The 17,504-nt window shown below is 74.8% G+C and carries 15 protein-coding genes and 1 rRNA gene; 4 read left to right on the top strand and 12 right to left on the bottom strand.

What is annotated here, in order from left to right; genetic code table 11:
• The first annotated feature begins 229 nt into the window (after positions 1 to 229).
• Both gabT and ACZ3YO_RS36780 read left to right on the top strand, forming a co-directional pair.
• The gene (gene gabT / locus ACZ3YO_RS36785; RefSeq protein WP_465553038.1) at positions 230 to 1,585 is read left to right on the top strand and encodes a 4-aminobutyrate--2-oxoglutarate transaminase; all 1,356 of its coding nucleotides are present in this window, start codon (positions 230 to 232) and stop codon (positions 1,583 to 1,585) included.
• A gap of 525 nt (positions 1,586 to 2,110) precedes the next feature.
• A complete protein-coding gene (locus ACZ3YO_RS36780) occupies positions 2,111 to 2,716 on the top strand; it encodes a phosphatase PAP2 family protein (protein ID WP_465578221.1) in 606 nt (201 codons plus the stop codon).
• On the opposite strand, the gene ACZ3YO_RS36775 is transcribed toward ACZ3YO_RS36780, so the two are convergent.
• Positions 2,713 to 3,048, bottom strand: coding sequence for a DUF2218 domain-containing protein (locus tag ACZ3YO_RS36775; RefSeq protein WP_465578219.1), 336 nt, complete (start codon positions 3,046 to 3,048; stop codon positions 2,713 to 2,715). The two genes, ACZ3YO_RS36780 and ACZ3YO_RS36775, sit on opposite strands and share 4 nt — an antisense overlap.
• Before the next feature lie 245 nt (positions 3,049 to 3,293).
• On the opposite strand from ACZ3YO_RS36775, the gene ACZ3YO_RS36770 reads away from it, so the two are divergent.
• A complete protein-coding gene (locus tag ACZ3YO_RS36770; RefSeq protein ID WP_465578217.1) occupies positions 3,294 to 3,902 on the top strand; it encodes a MarR family winged helix-turn-helix transcriptional regulator in 609 nt (202 codons plus the stop codon).
• Here ACZ3YO_RS36770 and ACZ3YO_RS36765 read toward each other — a convergent pair.
• Positions 3,793 to 4,734 (bottom strand): EamA family transporter, encoded by a 942-nt coding sequence (locus ACZ3YO_RS36765; RefSeq protein WP_465578278.1) that lies wholly within the window; start codon positions 4,732 to 4,734, stop codon positions 3,793 to 3,795. The genes ACZ3YO_RS36770 and ACZ3YO_RS36765 overlap by 110 nt on opposite strands.
• 106 nt (positions 4,735 to 4,840) lie before the next feature.
• Between ACZ3YO_RS36765 and ACZ3YO_RS36760 the strand changes: the two genes are divergently transcribed.
• On the top strand, positions 4,841 to 5,746 hold the full coding sequence (locus ACZ3YO_RS36760) for a LysR family transcriptional regulator (protein ID WP_465578215.1): 906 nt from the start codon (positions 4,841 to 4,843) through the stop codon (positions 5,744 to 5,746).
• 24 nt (positions 5,747 to 5,770) lie between these two features.
• Here ACZ3YO_RS36760 and ACZ3YO_RS36755 read toward each other — a convergent pair whose 3' ends face one another.
• From ACZ3YO_RS36755 to rrf, 10 genes are all read right to left on the bottom strand, one after another.
• A complete protein-coding gene (locus ACZ3YO_RS36755; RefSeq protein WP_465578276.1) occupies positions 5,771 to 6,520 on the bottom strand; it encodes a ZIP family metal transporter in 750 nt (249 codons plus the stop codon).
• 475 nt (positions 6,521 to 6,995) lie between these two features.
• Positions 6,996 to 8,678, bottom strand: coding sequence for a restriction endonuclease (locus ACZ3YO_RS36750; RefSeq protein WP_465578213.1), 1,683 nt, complete (start codon positions 8,676 to 8,678; stop codon positions 6,996 to 6,998).
• A gap of 113 nt (positions 8,679 to 8,791) precedes the next feature.
• Positions 8,792 to 10,528 carry a hypothetical protein gene (locus tag ACZ3YO_RS36745; protein ID WP_465578211.1) on the bottom strand — a complete coding sequence of 579 codons (1,737 nt, stop codon included), beginning with the start codon at positions 10,526 to 10,528 and terminating at the stop codon, positions 8,792 to 8,794.
• Between the two features lie 194 nt (positions 10,529 to 10,722).
• The gene (locus ACZ3YO_RS36740; RefSeq protein ID WP_396325619.1) at positions 10,723 to 11,037 is read right to left on the bottom strand and encodes a cupin domain-containing protein; all 315 of its coding nucleotides are present in this window, start codon (positions 11,035 to 11,037) and stop codon (positions 10,723 to 10,725) included.
• A gap of 157 nt (positions 11,038 to 11,194) precedes the next feature.
• The gene (locus ACZ3YO_RS36735) at positions 11,195 to 11,851 is read right to left on the bottom strand and encodes a YigZ family protein (RefSeq protein WP_465578209.1); all 657 of its coding nucleotides are present in this window, start codon (positions 11,849 to 11,851) and stop codon (positions 11,195 to 11,197) included.
• Positions 11,852 to 11,943: 92 nt separating this feature from the next.
• Positions 11,944 to 13,233, bottom strand: coding sequence for a DUF6986 family protein (locus ACZ3YO_RS36730; RefSeq protein ID WP_465578207.1), 1,290 nt, complete (start codon positions 13,231 to 13,233; stop codon positions 11,944 to 11,946).
• 132 nt (positions 13,234 to 13,365) lie between these two features.
• Positions 13,366 to 15,006, bottom strand: a complete 1,641-nt coding sequence (locus ACZ3YO_RS36725) for a DUF2637 domain-containing protein (protein WP_465578205.1) — start codon at positions 15,004 to 15,006, stop codon at positions 13,366 to 13,368.
• A 203-nt stretch (positions 15,007 to 15,209) separates the two neighbouring features.
• Positions 15,210 to 15,875 carry a response regulator transcription factor gene (locus ACZ3YO_RS36720; protein ID WP_465553014.1) on the bottom strand — a complete coding sequence of 222 codons (666 nt, stop codon included), beginning with the start codon at positions 15,873 to 15,875 and terminating at the stop codon, positions 15,210 to 15,212.
• Complete coding sequence (locus tag ACZ3YO_RS36715; RefSeq protein ID WP_465578202.1) at positions 15,827 to 17,203, bottom strand: sensor histidine kinase; 1,377 nt, start codon at positions 17,201 to 17,203, stop codon at positions 15,827 to 15,829. Before ACZ3YO_RS36715 ends, ACZ3YO_RS36720 begins: the two co-directional genes overlap by 49 nt.
• A 233-nt stretch (positions 17,204 to 17,436) precedes the next feature.
• Positions 17,437 to 17,504, bottom strand: a 5S ribosomal RNA gene (gene rrf, locus ACZ3YO_RS36710); the annotation flags it as partial.

Raw genomic sequence — 17,504 nt, 5'->3', positions numbered from 1 at the left:
CTCCCTCGCCCGCCCGGCCCGACCGTCGTCGGTCCCGCCATACCCATGCCGCCGTACCGGCGACACGCCCGCGCTCAATGTAGTGGAGCGAAGCCTGCGGGTAGTCGCACCACCCGCGCTGGCCGCCCCGGACAAGTCGGACGGCCCAGTGCTACCGAGTGGCGCATGCCTGGCCGGGGAGGGCGGCCGTAGCCTGCGAAGCACCGAGCCGAGAAGTCTGGAGAAACCCATGAGCGCCGCAACGCCGCTCCCGCAGGAGCGCCGCCTGGTCACCGCGATCCCCGGTCCGAAGTCGCAGGAGCTGCAGGCCCGCAAGCTGGGTGCGGTGGCGGCCGGCGTCGGCACCACGCTGCCGGTGTACGTGTCCCGCGCCAACGGTGGCGTGCTGGAGGACGTGGACGGCAACTCGCTGATCGACTTCGGCTCCGGCATCGCCGTGACCAATGTCGGCAACAGCGCCGAGGCCGTGGTGGCCAAGGCGACCGAGCAGCTGGCCGCCTTCACCCACACCTGTTTCATGGTGACCCCGTACGAGGGTTACGTGGCCGTTGCCGAGCAGCTCAACGAGCTGACCCCGGGTGACCACGACAAGCGCACCGCGCTGTTCAACTCGGGCGCCGAGGCGGTCGAGAACGCGGTGAAGATCGCCCGCGCCTACACCAAGCGCACCGCCGTCGTGGTGTTCGACCACGGTTACCACGGCCGCACCAACCTCACCATGGGCCTGACGGCGAAGAACATGCCGTACAAGCAGGGCTTCGGTCCGTTCGCCCCGGAGATCTACCGGGTGCCGGTGGCCTACCCGTACCGCTGGCTGACCGGTGCGGAGAACTGCGCCGCCGAGGCCGCCGCCCAGGCGATCGAGATCATCACCAAGCAGATCGGCGCCGACAACGTCGCCGCGATCATCATCGAGCCGATCCAGGGCGAGGGCGGCTTCATCGAGCCGGCCAAGGGCTTCATGCCGGCGATCGTGGAGTTCGCGAAGGCCAACGGCATCGTGTTCGTCGCGGACGAGATCCAGACCGGCTTCTGCCGGACCGGCCAGTGGTTCGCCTGTGACGACGAGGGCATCGTCCCGGACCTGATCACGACCGCCAAGGGCATCGCCGGCGGTCTGCCGCTGGCCGCGGTGACCGGTCGCGCCGAGATCATGGACGCCGCGCACGCCGGGGGCCTGGGCGGCACCTACGGTGGCAACCCGGTGGCGTGTGCCGCCGCGCTGGGCTCCATCGAGACCATGAAGGAGCTGGACCTCAACGGCAAGGCGCAGCGGATCGGCGAGATCATGCTGGACCGCCTGCGGGCGATGCAGGAGAAGTTCGACATCATCGGCGACGTCCGCGGCCGCGGCGCGATGATCGCGATCGAGCTGGTGAAGCCGGGCACCAAGGAGGCGAACGCGGAGGCCACCGCGGCCATCGCCAAGGCCTGCCACGCCGAGGGCCTGGTGGTGCTGACCGCCGGTACCTACGGCAACGTGCTGCGCTTCCTGCCGCCGCTGGTCATGCCGGAGCACCTGCTGAACGAGGGCCTGGACATCCTCGAGGGTGCCTTCTCGCTCCAGGGCGTCACCACCGCCTGAGCCGGCGGCGCCCACAGGGCGACACCGGCCGCCCCACGGGGCGACCCAGACCCGCCGGAGGGATGTCCGGACAGCGCTGAACGGCCCGTGGGGACTCTCGTCCCCACGGGCCGTTCGGCTGTCGCGGCCCGGTTCGGCCCCGTTCGGCCTGGTGTGCGGGGGTGTCCGAACGGTGGCCCGGCCGGGGTGAAGATGCTGTGCGGAATCGCTGAAGCCACTCGGAGCGGCAAAGCCGTTGACGTAGTGTCATGACAGATGGACAGCGAGCCTCAGCCATTGGCGGACCCGTCCGCGGCACCGCCCCCAGCGGCGGGTCCGCGTGTCGGCCGTGAGGACAACCAGGCCGTCCCGCAAGGGCCGGTGCACACCGAAGGCCGATCGACCGACCGTCCGACCCACACCCCCCGGGGCGCGCGGAACGGCGATCATCAGAGCCGCCCCGGAGCTCTCCCCCCTGCTCCGGGGCGGCCACTTCGCGTTCTCGGCCGGTTCGGTGCCTCGGCCGCGCTGCCGGTCCTGCTGGGCGTGGTGCTCGTGCTGGTGTCCTGGCAGGTGGCCGTGGACGGGCCGCTGCTGGGGCTGGACCGCTGGGCCCGGCACGCCGTCCGGGAGACCCGCCACGAGCTGCACAGCACCCTGCTCAACCACCTCGGCAAGGCGCTCTCGGACCTGGGCAGTTCGGTGCCGGCGATCCCGGTGCTGCTGGCCGGCGGGGCACTGGCCGGTTGGCGGGCCCGCCGGGCCGGGGCGCCGCGCTGGTGGCTGCCGATGGTGGTGGCGGTGCTGACGGCCGGGCTGATCCCGCTGCTGGTGGTGCCGGCGAAGGCCTGGTTCGCCCGACCGGGCCCGTTCGGGGTGCCGCTCGCGCCGGACCAGTGGGGCTGGTACCCGTCCGGGCACACGGCGACCGCGACCTTCTCGTACGGCGTGGCCGCGCTGCTGCTCGCCCGTACGGTGGGTGCCGCGGCCCGCCGCCGGCTGTACGCGGCAGCCGCGCTGCTGGCGGCCGCGGTCGGCCTCGGGCTGGTGTGGAGCGACTACCACTGGCTGCTGGACGTGGTGGCCGGCTGGTGCCTGGCCGGGCTGGTGCTCTGGGCGCTCGCCCGGTGGCTGCCGCCGCGCAGGGGCTAGGCTTCGGCGGGCTCGTCGTTGCGGTGGACGAGGCCGGCGTCGCCGTTGTCGCGACGCCATTCGACGACCAGTTCGTCGCGGGCGCCGAAGCGGACGAGGTGGCGGCCGACGACGTCCTCCAGGCCGGGCAGGTTCTCGGTCTCGCCCTCGACGGCGAGCAGCAGGGCGTCGGGCGCGGCCTCCAGGGTGGCGGTGCCGGCGCCGAAGGTGAGGGTGCCGCGGCCGGTCTCGTCGGACCAGTGGGCTTCGATCTTGCGGCCCATGTGGGCGGCGAGCTGCTTGGCGTAGCGGGCGGGGCGGGCGGTGGCGACGCGGGCTTCGGAACGGGGCACGGGTCCTCCAGGAATCGACGGAGGGCACTTAGGGTGCCCTCACTTGCGGCTACGTTAACCCAGATACTGAGCTTTACTCAACATTTTTTCCGGCCCCGTTCGGGTCCGGTTCCGCGCCCGCCCCCGCGCCCGCTTCCACGGCCCGTCCGGTGGCGGGTCCGCACCGCACTCCACCGCCCGGACCGCACTCCACCGCCCGGACCGGCCGATACCCTTGGTCGGACACCTGCCGAGGAGAGCCGCCCATGACCACCACGCCGACCGACGACGCGGCAGGCTCCTCCCCGGCCCCCGACGCGGCCGCCGGCCCGGAGACCGCCGGCCCGGAGACCGCCGGCCCGGAGAGCGCCGACCGGGAGAGCGCCCCCCAGGACACCGCCGCCGAACTCGCCGACGCGATGACCCGGGCGATCAAGCGGATCCGGCGCCGCACCAGCGAGCGGCTGGAGCCCTACGGCATCACCCCCGGCCAGGGCCGCGCCCTGCGCACCCTCGCGCACGCACCCGGCTGCGAGCTGCCGGACCGGGCGATGCGGCTGAGCGACCTCGCGGACCGGCTGCACATCGCCCCGCGCTCGGCCACCACCGTGGTCGACGCCCTGGAGGAGGCGGGCCTGGTCGAGCGGACCCCGGACCCGGCCGACCGGCGCGCGGTGCGGATCGTACTGACCGCGGCCGGCCACTCGGCGGTGGAACGCATCGGACTGGTCCGGCACGAGGTGGCGCAGGAGTACTTCGGCCCGGTCAGCCCCGCCGAGCAGGACGCGCTGCTGCGGGCACTGCGCTCCGCCGAGGCCGCGTACGCGGCCGCCACGCCGCCGCGGCGGGCAGCACCCCCGGCCGCAGCGCGGTGATCCCGATCCCGGCGATCACCAGCAGCGCTGCGCAGGCGGCCGGCGGGCTGACCTCCTCCCCGAGCAGCAGCCAGGCCGAGGACATCCCGAACACCGGCACCAGCAGGGAGTAGGGCGCCACGGCGGTGGCGTCGTAGCTGCGCAGCAGGAAGCTCCAGGCGACGAAGCCGAACAGGGTGGAGACCAGCCCGACGTAGCCGATCGCGCCGACACCCGCCGGGGTGATCTCGCGCAGCGCCTCCAGGTCGGCGGCCGGCCCCTCGACGATCAGGGAGAGCCCGAGCAGCGGCAGCGGTGGGACGGCGCTGACCCAGACCATCCAGCGCAGCGCGTCCGGTGGGGCGGCCCTGCGGGTCAGCACGTTGGAGAGCCCCCAGGCCAGGGCGGCGAGGATGACCAGGGCGAACGCGCCGGCCGGACCGCCGAGGCCGTGGTCGACGGCGCTCAGCCCGATGCCGGCGAAGGCGATCGCGAGTCCGGCCAGCCGCTGCCCGCCGGGCCGTTCACCCAGCAGGACGGCGGCGAACAGCGCGGTGAAGACCGCCTGGCTCTGGAGGACCAGCGAGGAGAGCCCGGCCGGCATCCCGGCGTGCATGCCGAGGAAGAGCAGCCCGAACTTGACCACCCCGAGCACGCATCCGACCGCGAGCACCCACCGCCAGGCCACCCGGGGCGGCCCGACGAAGAAGACCGCCGGGACGGCGACCACCGCGAAGCGCAGCGCGCAGAAGAGCAGCGGCGGGAAGTTCTCCAGGCCGACGTGGATGAGCACGAAGTTGAGGCCCCAGACGGCGGCGACCAGGACGGCCAGGGCGATGTGACGCGGTCTCATGCTGCCGCCGGTGGCGGCCGGTGTTGCGGTCATGCACCGAGGATGGCCGCCGGCAACCGTGTAGCACCAGCGATGAATACTGAACCTCACGCTTTAGCATTGCTGCATGATGGATCTGGGACGCCTGCGGGCGCTGCACGCGGTGGCCGTACACGGTTCGGTCGGCGGGGCGGCGGCCTCGCTCGGGTTCACCCCGTCGGCGGTCTCGCAGCAGATCGCCAAGCTGGAGCGCGAGACCCGCACGGTGCTGCTGGAGCGTCAGGGCCGGGGCGTGGTGCTGACCGACGCCGCGCGCGAGCTGGCCGCCACCGCGCAGGCGGTGCTGGGGCTGGTGGAACAGGCCGAGGTGCGGCTGGAGGAGCAGCGCGGCCAGGCGGTCGGACGGCTGCTGGTGGCCGCCTTCGCCACCGGCGCCCGGGGCCTGATGCCGGGTGCGCTCGCCGACCTGCGCGAGCGCTGTCCCGAACTGGACGTCCGGCTGCTGGAGAGCGACCCGTACCCGGCGGCCGAGCTGGTGGCCCGGGGCGAGGTGGACCTCGCGCTCGTCCAGGACTGGCCGACCGTACCGCTGCCGGTTCAGGAGGGCCTCTCCCGGCTGGACCTCGGCACGGACCCGGTGGACCTGCTGCTGCCGGCCGCCCACCCGCTGGCCGCCGTGGCCGTGGTGCCGGTGGGGCGGCTGAGCGGACTGCGCTGGATCAGCGTGCCGCCCGGCAACATCTGCCACGACTGGCTGGTGAGGACGCTGCGGGAGGCCGGTGAGGAGCCCGAGGTGTGCTACCAGGTCGGCGAGTTCGAGACCCAGATCGCGCTGATCGCGGCCGGGCTGGGCGTCGGCCTGGTACCGCGGCTGGGCCGCAACGCGCTCCCGCCGGAGGTGGTCGCCCGGCCGGTCGTGCCGGAACCCTCCCGCCGGGTGTTCGCGCTCTGGCGCACCCAGGCCTCCCGGCGCCCGGCGATCACCGCGGCGCTGACCGCGATCCGCGCCCGGTGGGCCGCGCTCGGCGGGTGAACGCGCGGCCGGCCGCACGGCCGGTCAGCTCGCGAAGCCGATCACCAGCCACATGAAGCCCACCCCGGCCAGCGTGCAGAGCAGCGTGGTGCGCGAGGGGTGCGGGCTGTGCGCCTCGGGGAGGATGTCGGAGGTCGCCAGGTAGAGCAGGAAGCCGGCGAAGAACCCGAGGTAGAGGCCGAGCAGCCGCTCCGGGATGGTGAACAGCAGGGTGATCGCGGCGCCGGTCACCGGTGCGAGCGCGTCCGCCGCCAGCAGGGTCAGCGCCCGCCGCCGGTCGTTCCCGTACAGCCGCGTGATCGTGTACGTGTTGAAGCCGTCGGCGAAGTCGTGCGCGACCACGGCGATGGCGACCACCGTCCCGACGGTGGTACCGGCCTGGAAGGCGGCGCCGATCGCGAAGCCGTCCATCACGCTGTGGCCGACCAGGGCCAGCGCCGCGGTCAGCCCGATGCCCGGCGCCCCGTTGCCGCCGGACATGCGGCCGTGCGCGTGCCCGTGGGCGGCCTGGTGGCCGTGGGTGTGTTCGGCGTACTCGCCCTCGTGACCGCGGTGGATGGCCACCGCCCGCTCGACGACGTGAATGGCCAGGAAGCCCGCCGCGAACATCAGCAGGGCCTGCGGCACGCCGTGGACCTCCTCGGGCGCCTGGTGCAGTGCCTCCGGCAGCAGGTCGAAGGCGACCACACCGAGCATCAGCCCGGCCGCGAAGCCGAGCACCAGATGGCGGCGGTCGCCGGTGCGCTGGGCGACGTAGCCGCCGATCAGCGTCATCAGGAACGCCCCGGCGGCGACCAGGATCGCGGTCACCGCATCTCCCCCGTACCGGGCACCCTGCCCACCCTGCCTCCCCCGTCCTGCCCGCCGCCGGGCCGACCGCCGACCGGTGCCGGACGGCTGTGCCGGCGGCCACCGTACAGCGCCACCACCCGGCCGGGCTCCGGCAGACCGGCACCCGCGCCCACCAGCCTCACGCGCCGCCCGGGCAGCCGCCCGCCGGGCGGGCCGTCAGGGTGAGCGGCGTTCTGCCCTGCTCCTGCGCCGGTTTCGCCCCTGCTCCTGCGCCGGTTTCGCCCCTGCTCCTGCGCCGGTTCCTCCGCGGTCCCCCGCCGGTTCCTCTCCCGCCCGCGAGCCGGCGGCCGACGGCTCAGGGGCCTCCGGTTCGGTGGCGTCCGGGCTGTGGCCTCGGGGCCGCGGCTTCCGCGTCCGCGGGCTCCGGTTCGGTGGCCGCGCCTCGGTGGCCGGCGCCTCAGTGGCCGGCGGCGAGCGGGAGTCCGAGGTGGGTGCGCGTCAGTTCGCTGACACCGCCGCCGTCGACCAGATGGATGTGCTGGTGGCCGTCCTCGGCGGTCAGGTCGAGCGCCTCGTCGGTGAACCGCCCGGTGGTCAGCCGCAGGCCGCGTTCTGCGGACTCCTCGCGGACCGCCTCCGCCAGCGTCCTGATCTCCTCCTCCCCCACCGGCTGGTCGCCGCGGGAGGCCCAGACCACCCAGCGCCCGGGCAACGCGCTGCCGGCCGGCCCCTCGCCGGTGGCGACCAGCCCGGCCGGTCCGCGCAACCGTACGCTCCACTGCGCCAGCCCGCCCCGGGTGAGCAGTTCGCGGACCAGCTGGGCGAACTCGTTCGCCGAGAGGTCCGACGCGGACGGCACGGCGGGCCCCGCGACGGCGGCCGGTTCGACGCCGGCCCGGGCGTACGGGCCGGGGGTGACGGCGGCGCCGAGCTGGCGCAGCCGTACCAGCGCCTCGTCCTGTTCCGCGTCGGCGTAGACGCCCTCGCCGTCGTGCTCCTCGTAGGGGGCGGCCGGCGGCAGCAGCCTGGTGCGGGCCAGGGCGTCGCGGTCGGCGTCCACGCTCACCAGGCAGAGTGGCTCCGCGCCGCCGGGCTCGCGCAGCCAGCCGTTGAGCACGACGCCGGCCAGTATCTCGTCGGTGTCGACGGCGTCGGCGGCCTGGAGGGCGCGCAGCGCCAGCCGGGCGACCAGCCGCAGGTAGTCGGTGGCCCGGTCGGCGGGCGGGCGCGGCACCGGGAGGATCTCGCCGTCCGTGCCGAGCCGGTAGCCCGTCAGCGAGGGCACCAGGTCGAGCGAGGGCAGGTCGAGGTCGAGGACGGCGGTGCGGGTGAGCGGGCGGAACACCGCCCGGCAGGGGGCCGGCAGGTCCTGGGTGGCCGTCTCGGCGGCGGCCAGGGCGCGCTCCAGCAGCGACTCGACGGCGGCCGGCTCGGCGAGCCGGTAGGCCCGGCGGCACTCCTCCAGGCTGTCGTTGTACTCCCGCACCGCGCGCGCCCGGGCCTGCTCGGCCTGCTCGTGGGCCCGCCGGGACTCGTCCGCGGCCGGGCTGCCGGCCTCGGCCTGCCGGGTGCGCCACTCCCGCAGGGCGCGCTGGTGGGTCAGCCGGGCCCGGGCCAGCTCGCGCTGGTAGCCGGAGTCCAGCAGGCGCCGGGACCGGCTCTCGTCGGGGGCGGCGGCGGGTGGCTCGGCGGGCGCGTAGTCCTCCCAGCGCGGCTCGGCCTCCGCGGCTGCCGGTGCCGGGCCGTCGGCCGGGTAGGGCCGCGGCTCGTACTGGCGCAGCTGGCTCTCGAAGTCCATGGCCGAGACGGGCAGCGCGGCCCGGCGCAGCAGGTCGGCCAGCCGCTTGTGCTCGGCCTGGACGGTGACCGTGCGGTGGTGCGTCAGCGCGGCGGCCCGGGCGTGCGCGGCGACGGCCTCGTCCCCGCCGGCGCCGGACGGGGAGGCCGACGACCCGTCATCCGGTGGGCCGGCCGAGTCGCCGTCGGGCGGCCCGGCCTGTGTCGGCGGGCCCGGCGGACCGTCCGGTCCGTCGGGCCCGTCGGGCACGTCCACGCCGAGGTCCCGGAAGACCGAGGCCAGGAAGCCGGGTTGGGGGGCCATGACCGTGCCGTCGGAGTGGCCGTCTGCTGAGTACTGCATCGGTGGTCGTTCCCCCATACTCGTCCGGCGCCTGCCCGGGCCGGCCGGCGACCCCGCGGCCCACCCCTGCCGGCCATTGTCCACCGAACGGGCGCACCGGTCAGCCAAGCCTCTCAGTTGGTCCGGGTGTTGGTCAGGTGCAGGCCGATGTAGCCGACGTAGATCCGGCCACTGCCGGAGCAGTCGTCGAGGTAGTGCAGCCTCGGTGCCGTGCGCCCGCCGCCGATCCGCAGGTGCGCGCCCATGAACGCGCGCCGGGAGGCGTCCACACACTCCGGCACCGGCAGCATCCGCTCGCGCTTCCACTTGGTGTGGCTGAAGACCGTCCGGGACTCCCCGCGCACCGCCTTGCGGGGCGGGAAGCGGTGGCAGCCGGCCGGGGTCCGCTCGCACCACTGCTTGAAGTCGCCGCCGGACTCGCCGCGCACGGCCGCCTCGGCGTACTCCTGAAGGGCCGTCAGGCCGTCCCAGGTGAGCCGGGCCCAGCCGGCTCCGGAGCACCGCAGCTCGTCCAGGGCGAGCGCGGCCTTCTGGTCCCCCGTGAAGGTGAGCAGCGGGAACTCGCCCAGCCTGGCCATCAGTTCGGTGAAGGTGCCGGGTGTGCCGGCTGCACCGGGCGCGCCGGAGCGGCGACCGGTCCGGCCGGGTGCGGCCGTGCCGCCGGGGCCGGCGCAGAGGCGGCCGGTCAGGGCGCGCACCTGGGCGGCGCCGCGGCGGCGCTCCCGGCGCAGGCTGTGCCGGGCCCGCTCCAGCTCGTCGGCCCTGGCCTGCTGCTCGGCCCGGTCCAGCTGCTCCTCGTGGGCGAGGGCCGCGGCGTCGTCCGGACCGGTGCCCGCGCGGGGTGCGGGCGGGGGGACCCGCAGCACGGGGACGGCGGCCAGCGGCAGGGGCAGCGGCTGTTCGGCGGCGAGCCGGCGGGGCTCGCGGGCCAGCAGGCCGGCCGCCCGGCGGAGGTCCTCCTCGATCCGGCGGCGGGCCAGCACGGGGTGGCGGGCTCCGTCGTGCCGGGAGGCCGGGTCGACCTCGGGCAGGTAGGTGCGCACCGCCCCGCCGTAGACGGCGTGGTACTCCAGCGCGACGTTGAACTCCGTGCGGGCGCCCGGGTCCAGCACGTAGGCGGTGGCGAGGCCGGGCAGCTGTCCGCAGAGCGGGCGGACGACCTCGGCGACCCATGCGTCGAGCCCGCGGTCGGCCGGCACGCTGGCCACCACGGTGGGCAGCCGGCGCTCCGGGTCGCAGAGCTCGTCGATGAGGGCGTCGACGTCGCCGGCGGCCAGCACCCGCGGCGCGAGCTGGACGGCGGCGGGGCCGTCGGCGGCGTCGAGCAGCGGCAGCAGGGTGCGGGCCAGCTCGGGCACCGGCACCCGGCAGGGCGTCCGCACGCCGCTGCCGGTGGTGTGCGTCTCGGCCTCCAGCCGGACCCAGGTGGGGCCCTCGCCCCCGGTCGCTATCGTCAGGGTGAGCTGGTGGGTGCCGTGCGGGGCCGGGGTGCGAAGCCGGCGGCGGTCGTAGCGGCCGGTGCCGGGGCCGCCGCGGAGCAGGCCGCCGTCGCGGTCGAGCAGGACCCGGCCGCCCAGCCGCAGGCGCTCGATGGGGGCCGTGGGGGGATCGGCCGCGAGGTCGGGCCCGGGGGCGGGCGCGCCGGGATCGTGGCCGGGGGGCTCGCGGAGCACCCGCGGGGGCTCGTCGCAGCCCTCCTGTTTCAGCCAGTCGCCGAGGCGCTGGTCGGCCAGGGCGACGGCGTCGGCGTGCGGGAGAGCGGTGGTGACGGTCATCCGGTAGGGCGTCGCGGGGCCTCTCGGGCCGGGCAGATCGGCACGGGCGGGCGACGGGGAGCGGTCTGAGGTCATGCGCATACCTCCGTGGTGCGGTGGTGGGGTCTCTCGTCCTCCATCGATGGGTGGTTCGTCCGGTTCGGCCGGATCCTTGCCCAGGAAACGCCACAACCCGGAGTGGAAGTTCCAACTCCGGGTCACGTCAATACGTTCGAGTGAATCTGCTCAAGCCGCCCGCCGCCGCGGGCCGTCATCTGCTGCGGCCGCGCTCAGCCGTCGTCACGCCCGGCGCCGCTGCGACTCCACTCCGGCGCCGCCACCGGGACCGCCAGCGGGCAGCCGTCCGGGATGTCGTAGCCGGCGATCAGGACGACGGGGACGCTCCCGTGGTTGCGGCCGACGTGGACGTGGACCGGCCCCGCCTCCTCGACCAGCGAGTCCCCGGCACGGCTGACCTCGACCCGGCCGTCGTGCAGCGTCCGGGTCAGCGTCCCGGAGAGCACCACCACGTCGACCCGGCCCGGATGGTAGTGCCAGCCGGTACTGGCGCCCGGGGGCAGCGTGATGGTCTGGACGACGGGCATCTCGGCTCGGCCTCCTGGTCGGCGGTGCGCCCAGGCTAGGCAGGCCCGCCGGGCCCTGAAACCGGCCGGACCCGGACTGTCCGGAAGTCTGTCCGAAAGCCGTGCGCGCGGATCCGCGGTCGCGGGAGGGCCCGGAGGCCCGGCGCGGGGACCGGCCTCAGACCGGCACCTCGACGTACGTCCGCCCCGCCGCCACCGCAACCGCGGTACCGCCGGTCGCCTCGGCCAGCCAGGTGTGGAACGCGGCCACGTCCGGCTCCGGAACCCCGACCTCGATCCGCACCCCGGTGGCCCCGTACGCCAGGTCGCTCACCGTGTACCCGGCCGCCCGCAGGTCGTTCTCCACCCGCCCGGCCCGGGTGTGGTCCGCCGTCACCGCGAGCAGTGCCACCGGCCGCCGCTCCAGCAGCCCGACCGCGTCCACCGCCTCCGACACCGCGTTCCCGTACGCCCGCACCAGGCCGCCGGCGCCGAGCTTGATCCCGCCGAAGTACCTGGTCACCACGGCCGCCGTGTCGGTCAGCCCGCGCCGGCGCAGCACCTCCAGCATGGGCACCCCGGCGGTGCCGCCGGGCTCCCCGTCGTCGCTGGAGCGCTCGCGCCGCTGCTCGTCGCCGACCACGAAGGCGGTGCAGTTGTGCCGGGCGTCCCAGTACTGCTTGCGGATGCCCGCGATGAACGCCTGCGCCTCGTCCTCGTCGGTGACCCGGGCGAGGTGGCAGATGAAGCGGGACTTCTTGATCTCGGTCTCGTGGCTGCCCGCGCGCCGGATGGTGAGGTACTGCCTGGGGGTCGGCTCCGGCGTGGCGGACATGGCGCGGTGGTTCTCCCGGGGGACGAGGGCGGCACAGGGGCCGGCGGGGCCGGCGGAGTGGCCCCCGGCGGCCCCGCCAGCCTAACCCCCGGTCAGCGCCCGGCCAGCGCGTCCAGCTGTGCGCGGTCCAGGCCGGTCAGCGAGGTGACCTCGACGAGGTCGACCGCTCCGCAGTCCAGCCCGCGCAGCACGTAGCCGCTGAGCGCCCGGGCGGTCGCCGGCTCGTCCATGACGTCGCCGCCCGCCTTGGCGACGTACGCGGCCAGCCGGGCGGCGGCGGCCTCCAGACCCTCGCGGTAGAAGGAGTAGACGGCGACGTACCGGGTCGGCAGGTGCGCCGGGTGCATGTCCCAGCCCTGGTAGTAGGCGCGGGCCAGCGAGCGGCGGACCAGGTCGTGGTGGAGCTTCCAGGCGGCGTGCACCTGCTCGGTGGAGCCGGTCGGGACGACGTTGGTCGAGCCGTCGGAGAGCCGGACGCCCGTCCCGGCGGCGGCCACCTGCATGACCGCCTTCGCGTGGTCGGCGACCGGGTGGTCCATGCTCTGGTAGGCGGCGCTGACCCCGCACGAGGCGCTGTAGTCGAAGGTCCCGTAGTGCAGGCCGGTCGCCCGGCCCTCGGCGGCCTCGATCATCAGGGAGACGGTGGCCCGGCCGTCGGGGCCGAGGATCGCCTGGGTGGTCTCGATCTGGATCTCGAAGCCGATCCGGCCGGCCGGCAGACCGGCCGAACGCTCGAAGTCCTCCAGCAGCCGGACCAGCGCGGTGACCTGCTCGGCGTAGGTGACCTTGGGCAGGGTGAGCACCAGGCCCTCGGGCAGGCCGCCGTTGGCCAGCAGGGTGGCGAGGAACAGCTCCAGGGTGCGGATGCCGCGGTCCCGGACGGCCGCCTCCATGCACTTGATCCGGATGCCGATGTACGGCGGGGCGCTGCCGTCCGCCACCGCGGCGGCGACCAGCTCGGCGGCCCGGACGGCGGCCGCGTCCTCCTCGGCGTCGGGCCGCGGGCCGTAGCCGTCCTCGAAGTCGATCCGCAGGTCCTCGACCGGCTCCCGCTCCAGCTTGGCCCGGACCCGGGCGTGCACGTCGGCGAGCAGCGCGTCGTCGGCCACACCGAGCGCACGGGCCAGCTCGGCCGTGGTGCCGGCGTGGGTGTCGAAGGCCTCCAGGGCCTGGCGGCCCCAGTCGCGGACGGTGTCGGCACCGAAGGCGTCGGCCGGGACGTAGACGGTGTGCACCGGCTGCCGGGTGCCCAAGTCACCCGGGTAGCGGCGGGCCAGGTCGGCGTCGACCGGGGCGAGCAGCGCGTCGACGGCGGCGCGCGCCTCGCCGGAGAACGAGGCTCCGCCCGCCGGCCCGGTACCGTCCAGCTCGACCTGCGACATCCGCACTCCTCCGCGCCTCGCCGGTCCGGGACGGACCGACGCTTCAACAGTTTGTTGAGGCGAAGGTAACCCCGCCGCGGTCGGGCGTCAATGGCCGACCGAGCGATGGACGGGCAGGTCGCGGCCGGTCGGTCAGTCCCTCCCGGCGGCGGCGTAGCGGTCGCGCAGCTCGGGGAAGAGCTCGGCGACGTCCTTCGGGTGCACCGAGCCGTCCGGGCGGGTGCCGGCCACGCCGTACTCCTTGGTCAGCCAGTCGGCCAGGCGCTGCGGATCGGGCTGGTGGTCGAAGGTGTCGATGTAGCTGACCAGCGCCTCGTAGCAGAGCTCCGGGTCGAGCCGGGACGGCACCGGACGCGCGACCGTGTCCTCCTGGTGGGCGGGCGCGGCCGGCTCCTGGGCGCTGCCCGCCTGCTGCGCGAACTCGGCGGCCTGCTGGTACTCGGCGGCCTGGGAGTACTCCGCCTCCTGCTGGTACTCGCCGTCCTGGGCCGGCTCGGGCTCGTGCAGGACGGCCTGCGCGGCCGGCCGCACTGCGGACCGGGCGGCAACCGGCTGGGCGGCCACCGGCTGGGCGGCCGGGCCCGTCGGCTGCGGAGCGGGCTGTGCGGCCGACGGTCCGTCCGGCTGCGGACCGGTCGGGCGCGGCGGCTTGAACCACGGCGACGCCTGCCCGGGGACCCGGCCGCCGGGCGAGCCGTCGCCCTGCGGACCGGTGGTACGGACCGGGCGCTCGGTCCAGACGTTCAGCTCCTCCCGGGGCTGCGGCGGAGCCTGCTGCTCCGCGCCGGCAGGCTCCTGCGCCGCCCGCAGCCGCACCGCGGCCAGCTTGGCGAGCATCGGCGCCGCCACCTCGGCCGGCACCGGCGCCACGGCCGACGCGCCGGCCTCGGGCTGGGGCTGCTGGGCCTGGGACTGGGGCTGTTCCACCTGAGGCTGCTGGAGCTGCTGGGCCTGCGCAGCCTGCCGAACCGGGGACTGCTGCGCCGAGGGCTGGAGCTGGGACTGCGGCTGCGGCAGCGCGGCCTCGGCGGTGGCGGCCGGCGGAATCGCGGCGGCCGCCGTCCGGTCGGCCCGAAGCTCCTTGGCCTCGCGGGCCTCGTCGTCCAGCCGGTCCAGCACCGCCGGGTCCAGCGGAACCCCGTACTTGGCCAGCTTCAGCGGCAGCAGCGCCTGGATCGGCGCCGAGCGGCGCCAGCCACGCCCGTACCGGAAACGCAGCTGCGCCCGGTAGACCAGCCGGTTCTGCTCCAGCCGGACCACCTCGTCGTAGGAGCGCAGCTCCCACAGCTTCATCCGCCGCCAGAGCCGGAAGGTCGGCACCGGGGAGAGCAGCCAGCGCATCACCCGGACCGACTCCATGTGCCGGTCGGCCGTGATCGCGGCGATCCGGCCGACGGCGTGCCGGGAGGCCTCGACGACGACCACGAAGAGCACCGGGATCACCGCGTGCATGCCCATCCCGAGCGGGTCGCCCCAGGAGGCGGCCGCGTTGAACGCGATGGTGGCGACGGTCAGCAGCCAGGCGGTCTGCCGCAGCAGCGGGAACGGGATCCGCAGCCAGGTCAGGACCAGGTCCAGCGCGAGCAGGACGACGATGCCCGCGTCCACGCCGATCGGGAAAGCGTAGGAGAAGGCGCCGAATCCTTTCTCCGAAGCCAGCTCCCGCACGGCGTTGTACGACCCCGCGAAGCCGATCCCCGAGATGAGGCAGGCTCCTGCCGCGACCAGCCCGAGCAGGCCACGATGGGCCTTGGTGAGCGATGGGCGTGCCATTACGTCTATCAACCCCTGCATGTCGGCTGCGGCCGTACGCTGCCCCGGCGTGCCGGTTCCCGCTTGTCGGGGCACCGGACGGCTGAGCGACCTCCGGGCTCGGCCCACCGGAGTTTACTCGTACACCTGTATCAGCGTTCCCGCAGCCCAGGGTGTCACTGCCCGCCCCGCACCCGGGCCCGCGGCCGTGAGCGGTCGACCCGTCAGCCGGCCCGCTCCACCGTGCCGTTGAGGTAGGCGAGCACGGCCAGCACCCGGCGGTTCGCGTCGTCCGCAGGGGCCAGTGCGAGCTTGGTGAAGATGTTGGCGATGTGCTTGGCCACCGCACCGTCGCTCACCACCAACCGGGCCGCGATCGCCGAGTTCGAGCAGCCCTCCGCCATCAGTTCCAGCACCTCCCGCTCGCGCGGCGACAGCCGCTGGAGCGGACCCGGGCGGCGTGCGGTGCTCTGCATCAGCTTGGCGATCACGTCCGGGTCCATCGCCGTCCCGCCGGCGGCCACCCGGCGGACCGCGTCGATGAACTGCTCGGCGTTGAACACCCGGTCCTTCAGCAGGTAGCCGACCCCGCCCGTCCCGTCCGCCAGCAGCTCCCGCGCGTACAACTGCTGCACGTGCTGCGACAGCACCAGGACCGGCAGGCCCGGGATCTCCCGTCGTGCCTGGAGCGCGGCCTGCAGCCCCTCGTCGGTGAGCGTCGGCGGCAGCCGCACGTCCACCACCGCGACGTCCGGACGATGCGTCAGCAAGGCGTCCAGCAGGTCCGGACCGGTCTCGACCGCCGCCGCGATCGTGAAGCCGTGTGCTTCCAGCAGTCGGATCAGGCCTTCTCGAAGGAGGTAGAGGTCCTCGGCGAGGACAACTCGCACGGCAGCTCCAAGGTGATGGTGGTCGGACCGCCCGACGTGCTGTCGATGGCGAGGACACCGTCGAAGGTACCCAATCGGCGCTCGATCCCGCGCAGCCCGGTACCCCTCGTCGGATCGGCCACGCCCACACCGTCGTCCGTCACCGTGACCCGCAGCATCCCGGCCCGGTACAGGATGTCCACCCAGACCTGCTCCGCGCCCGAGTGCTTCGCCGCATTGGCCAGCAGCTCACAGATGCTGAAGTAGACGGCCGCCTCCACCGGCGCCGCCGGGCGGTCCGGCAGGCTCACGCACACCTCTGTCGGCAAGGCGCTGTCCAGCGCCAGCGCCCGGACGGCGTCGCCCAGCCCGCGCTCGGCGAGCACCGGCGGGTGAATGCCGCGGACCAGGTCGCGCAGCTCCTGCAAGGCCCGGGCCGAGGACTGCCGCGCCTCCGAGAGAAGCTCGCGCGCCGCTACCGGGTCGGTGTCCATCAGGTGCTCGATCGTGCCCAGCGTCATCCCGATCGCCACCAGTCGCGCCTGCGCGCCGTCGTGCAAGTCCCGCTCGATCCGGCGGAGTTCGGCCGCCTGGTTGCCGACCGCGTCCGCCCGGGTCTCGGTCAGCTCCGCCACCCGCTTGGTCAGCTGCGCACGCGAGGCCAGACCGTCCCGGTCCAGCACCCGGCGCGCCAGCTCGACGTACCCGCGCACCGCGAACGGGGCGACCAGCACGCCGAGGGCCAGCAGTGCCAGCCCGAAGACAGCCGAGAGCAGAACGGAGGAACCACCGAGCTCCATCGGGACGGGAGCCCGGGTCTCCAGCAGCGCCGCGACCGCGTAGGCCGCACCGCCCACCAGCAGGCAGGCCACCGGCGCCGCCAGCGCGAACGCCGCCACCGGGCTGACCACCAGCCAGACGATCTCCGACCGCGTCGTCGTGTCCCGCGCCGCCCAGTGCAGCAGCTGCGCGAGCCTGGCGACGGAGCGGGAGCGGTGGTACGAGTACCCCGTCCACCAGTGCCCGCGCTCGTCCGACTCCAGCACCGGCCGGGGCCCGTACTCGGCCGGCAGCCGAACCCCGTACCAGCGGACGAGCTGCGCACGCGTACGGTCGGCGACCCGGCGGACGAAGAGGCCGGCGGCCGCGAGGCCCGCACCGACGCCCGCCACCAGGGCGATCAGGTCCCCCGGGTAGTACGACTGCAGGACGGAGGAGACCGCGCCACCGGTGAACAGCGTCACCAGCAGCGGCAGGGCCACCGCCGGGACGGCACCCAGCGCCAGCAGCGACAGCCGTGCCAGCCCGCGCACGCCCGACACGAAGGCCGCTTCGGTCTGGTCACGCATGCTCGCGCCGCTCGTTCGACTCGCTGTTGTCACGGATGCTCCTGAGGCCGGTCCCGATCGTCCTGGTTCAGTGTTCCCGAGGCGGGCTGCAGGGGCACTGGCTGTCACACCCCATTGCCGGGGTGGACCTAGCACCACCCCGGTGGACCGGCGTGCGCCAAAAGTCATCGGGGAAGGCATAAACGCAAAGAACCCCCACCCGGATCCCGGGTGGGGGTTCTTTGTGAATGATTGTTCGGCGGCGTCCTACTCTCCCACAGGGTCCCCCCTGCAGTACCATCGGCGCTGTGAGGCTTAGCTT

The organism is Kitasatospora sp. NPDC022785 (assembly GCF_055561295.1).
Note: the sequence above shows the minus strand (reverse complement) of the source record. Positions and strands in the feature narration are given on the sequence as shown.